This is a genomic window from Niastella sp., assembly GCF_045805085.1.
In the GTDB taxonomy this organism is placed as follows: domain Bacteria; phylum Bacteroidota; class Bacteroidia; order Chitinophagales; family Chitinophagaceae; genus Niastella.
In genome coordinates this window covers 1-4,115 of record NZ_JBJMLX010000446.1, presented here as the reverse complement: position 1 = coordinate 4,115, position 4,115 = coordinate 1, and the positions used below count along the sequence as shown (strand labels likewise).

The 4,115-nt window shown below is 47.1% G+C and carries 2 protein-coding genes and 1 pseudogene; 1 reads left to right on the top strand and 2 read right to left on the bottom strand.

The window, feature by feature from the left end:
- A partial coding sequence (locus ACJ751_RS23615) for a choice-of-anchor Q domain-containing protein (RefSeq protein WP_407748000.1) occupies positions 1 to 2,015 on the bottom strand: 2,015 nt, incomplete at its 3' end.
- Between the two features lie 249 nt (positions 2,016 to 2,264).
- Here ACJ751_RS23615 and ACJ751_RS23610 point away from each other — a divergent pair.
- A complete protein-coding gene (locus ACJ751_RS23610; RefSeq protein ID WP_407747999.1) occupies positions 2,265 to 3,464 on the top strand; it encodes an aminotransferase class V-fold PLP-dependent enzyme in 1,200 nt (399 codons plus the stop codon).
- A gap of 10 nt (positions 3,465 to 3,474) precedes the next feature.
- Here ACJ751_RS23610 and ACJ751_RS23605 read toward each other — a convergent pair.
- A pseudogene (locus tag ACJ751_RS23605) lies at positions 3,475 to 4,115 on the bottom strand (radical SAM protein); the annotation flags it as partial.

Here is a 4,115-nt window from a genome sequence, read left to right as displayed (position 1 = left end):
GTGGCAGAGCCCGTACCTGTTGTAGCATTCGGATACCAAAGCAGGCTGGTTCCAGTTGATGTTAATGCTACCGCAGTAGCATGCTGGCAATAAGTAGGTGAAGCAGCTACAGGGGCAGCAGGCGCCGCATTCACCGTTACGGTTACAGGCGCACGCGGGCTTTCACACCCGCTCGTTTGACTTACATAATAAGTAGTGATGCCGTTGGTGGCAGTAGAAGGAACCGGCGCAGTGGCAGAACCTGTACCTGTTGTAGCATTCGGATACCAAAGCAAATTAGCACCAGTAGCTGTTAATGCAGTGGCAGTAGCATACTGGCAATAAGTGGGTGAAGCAGCTACAGGGGCAGCAGGCGCCGCATTTACCGTTACGGTCACCGCAGTACGGGGGCTTTCACACCCGCTCGTTTGACTTACATAATAAGTAGTGATGCCGTTGGTGGCAGTAGAAGGAACCGGCGCGGTGGCAGAGCCCGTACCTGTTGTAGCATTCGTATACCAAAGCAGGCTGGTTCCGGTTGCTGTTAATGCTACCGCAGTAGCATACTGGCAATAGGTTGCCCCTGTAGCTGTGGGCGCAGCAGGGCCCGCCTTTATAATGGCCCTGGTTGCAGTACGCGGCCCTTCACAACCTGTTGCGTCTACCTGGCTTACATAAAAATATGCTGTAGTTACTGTATTCGTAGTGGGCGTTGGCGCTATTGGGTTGCCGGTACCACCTGTATAGTTAGCATACCAACGCAAGGTATTACCCGCAGCAGGCGTAGCCGTTAACGGACTGGCAGTCGCAAACTGGCAATAAGTAACATCTGCTACACCGGGATAAAGCGGCAGCCCCGATTCATACGCCCCCATATCTATTTCATTTCCCTGTTTGCGCGCACCATTATCCATATCGTAGTTGAATGTGAGCGGAATGGGAAAGCCTTTATCAACAACAGGACTGCAATGCATTAAATGAAGATCGAAACCGGCGGCATTTACGAATTGCGGGTCTACATTAAGGTTACTCCCGGTGACTGCAGCCAGGTCAAGATCACTTTCACTAAAGTCACAATTAGGTCCAATATTTAAAGGACCGGTATAAGGCCCGGCGGGTTGCCAGACAATATCATTTGATGGAAAAATATAGCTTATGCCGCCTGTTTGCTGGTTACTAATAACAGGCGCCTGATTATCGTAAAGCGTATTGTTATTGAAACTGGTGGTATAATTTGAATAAGGATGATCAGTCACCACCTCCAGCACCGATCCTTGTGATGTAAGGCTATAATTACCAATAAAAATGCAGTTTTGGATGTCGCCCCCACCCCAATCGCCATTTAACGAAAACCCGGCTATGGTTCCGCCTACCTGTCCTCTATTGGCAACGAATGTGCAGTTGACCAGCGCATAACGAGCCTGGGCATTAACGCCGTTCCCATAGGCGCCAAAGGCGCCGCCATGAATGGCAACATTGCTTGTAAACACACAATTCTTTACGATGCCATAACTAAGGTCGCCTGTCTGCGCCAGCAATAGCACGCCGCCGCCAATATTATCAGGTTGCGGCGTAGTGGCAGGGGCGCCGGCATTGGCTTCGCCATCGCGAATAGTAAACCCATCTATAAAATATCCGTTCGTAAATTGATTTAACGTAACTACATGGTATGAGTTATCGGTGGGAATTCCCGGCACCCCGATGTCGCCGCTGAGGATGGTCACATTTATGGTGGGGTTTCGTTGCGTAAGCGCCGTTTCTGTTCCGGCAAAACCGCCATAAACGTAATAACCGTTTGTCATGAAAAAGGTGGCGGCCCTGTTCGTGGTAGTAGTAGGTTTATAGGTTCCCTGGGCTACCCAGATCTCGTCGCCATAGTTGGCCACAGCCAGTGCCGCATTCAGATCGGTAAAAGCCGTTGCCCAACTGTTGCCCGCCCCGGGCGTGGGATTGTTTATATTAACGTAACGGGTAACAGCAAAACAACAATGGAAAGAAAATAGACACAGGATGATCAGGCTACGAAAACGCGACATAGGGTAAAGTGCTATTGGGTTGAATATATGGTTTTCAATTGAACAGGCTGAATATTTAGCAACATGTTCCGGAAAATATTGGCTTGCAAATGTATACAGCAGACTTTATTAAAGGAAAATAGTTTAATTATCTCTTTATTTTACCAGAAATAATACCCAGAAACCGGCAACGCTGGAACCGGGGATCTGATACAGTAGAAATCTGCCCATCTGCATCTGTTTTGGTGCACCCCAATCACGTTGTTTTGCATGATGGAAATAAAACCTTTAACGAAAGAAGAAATACAGGTAATCAGGGCGGAAACAGCGGGTACAGCCGGCCGTATTCATCTGAACAATGCAGGCGCCTCTTTGCCGCCGGATGTAGTAGTGAGAACCATGGTCGATTTTCTGCGGGAAGAAGCCTTATTGGGTGGTTATGAAATTGAGGCAAAATACCGTGCCCAGCTCGATCATACGCACGAACTGATTGCGCAACTGATCCATGCAAACCGTGATGAGATCGCCCTGGTAGAAAATGCCAGCGCCGCCTGGGATCTTGCGTTTAATGGGCTCAGTTTTCAAACCGGCGACGAGGTGATCGTTTCTGAAATGGAATATGTTTCCAATGTACTGGGTTTACTGAATGCTCAAAAATTATATGGCATTGTAATTAAAGTGATCCCCAATGATGCCGCAGGTGTTTTTCCTGTTCATGAATTAGAAGCGGCCATTTCCGATAAAACCAGGTTGATCGCCATAACGCACATCCCTTCTACCGCAGGGAATGTATTGCCGGCTGCCGTTATTGGCGAAATAGCCCGTAAACACAATATTTTGTATTTACTGGATGCCTGTCAATCAGTAGGACATGTGCCCGTAGACGTACAAGCCATAGGCTGCGATCTGATGGCTGTAACCGGACGTAAATATTTGCGCGGCCCACGGGGCTCCGGCTTTTTATATGTGCGCAAACAAATACAGGATAAATTGAAGCTGTTATTTTTCGACGGCCGCACTGTTACTAATGTAACCCAGCAGGACTTTGTGGTGCGAACGGATGCGCGGCGTTTTGAATGGTATGAAAAGAACCCCGCCATTGTACTGGGACTGCAAAAAGCGGTGGAGTACTTGTTGAACATAGGCATTGAACGCGTATGGCAACGAATACAACATCTGGCTGATTTGTTCAGACAACGCCTGCAGGAGATAGACGGCATTGTAGTGCATGACCAGGGCGATGTATTATGCGGGATCGTTACCTTTTCTGTACAAGGCATAACCGCAACAGCAATCAGATCAAAACTGGCCACCAAAAACATCAACGTACATATCGGTCTGGCCAATTCTACCCTGAATTATATGAACCGGAAAGGACTGAACGGAATTGTACGCGCCTCTGTGCATTATTACAATACGGAAGAAGAAATTGAAGTGGTATGCCGGGAATTACGAACTTTATTGTTATAAAATTACAGTATTAACCAGCCACTGTCTTATCTAAATAAGCATTAGGGTTATGCGATAGGGCAGTTTCCGGCAGCCATTGCCACCAGATACCAAGATCTCTTTTAATAATGTTATAATAAAATGCAGGCAACTCTTGTGTTTCCCCATCAAAGTATTTTCTGAAACTTTTGTCCTTCAGCAGGTTCTGCCGGATCTGCCGGTAAAATTTCAATCGCCCCCACCCTTCTGAAGAAATGGCCCGCATCAAATTCATCCAACGGGTTTGCATACCATGTGTATGTATAAAGCGGCGATATAATGCCTTTGCGGAAAACGCATAATCAGTTACATCGATCACCTTATCATAAAAATCTACCCAATCATAATTCCTGGGTTTAATATTCATCGCCAGGTGGTTGTTGAGAAAGTGAAAAGGAAATGGTAATACCCGCCCCTGTTTTTGATATTCCAGGTTCATAGGGGCAGCTTCACCAAATGCGGTTAGCAGAGAAAAACCCGGGAAAGCGTTCGGCGATTGATCTATGAATCTTTTGGTAAGCTCAAATGGTTCGTCCCCGGAATCACTATCGAGCCCCAACACAAAATTTGTTTGCACGTATGGCACATAACGAAATATAGTGTTAACGTGCTCAGATACCTGGTTCACTTTTT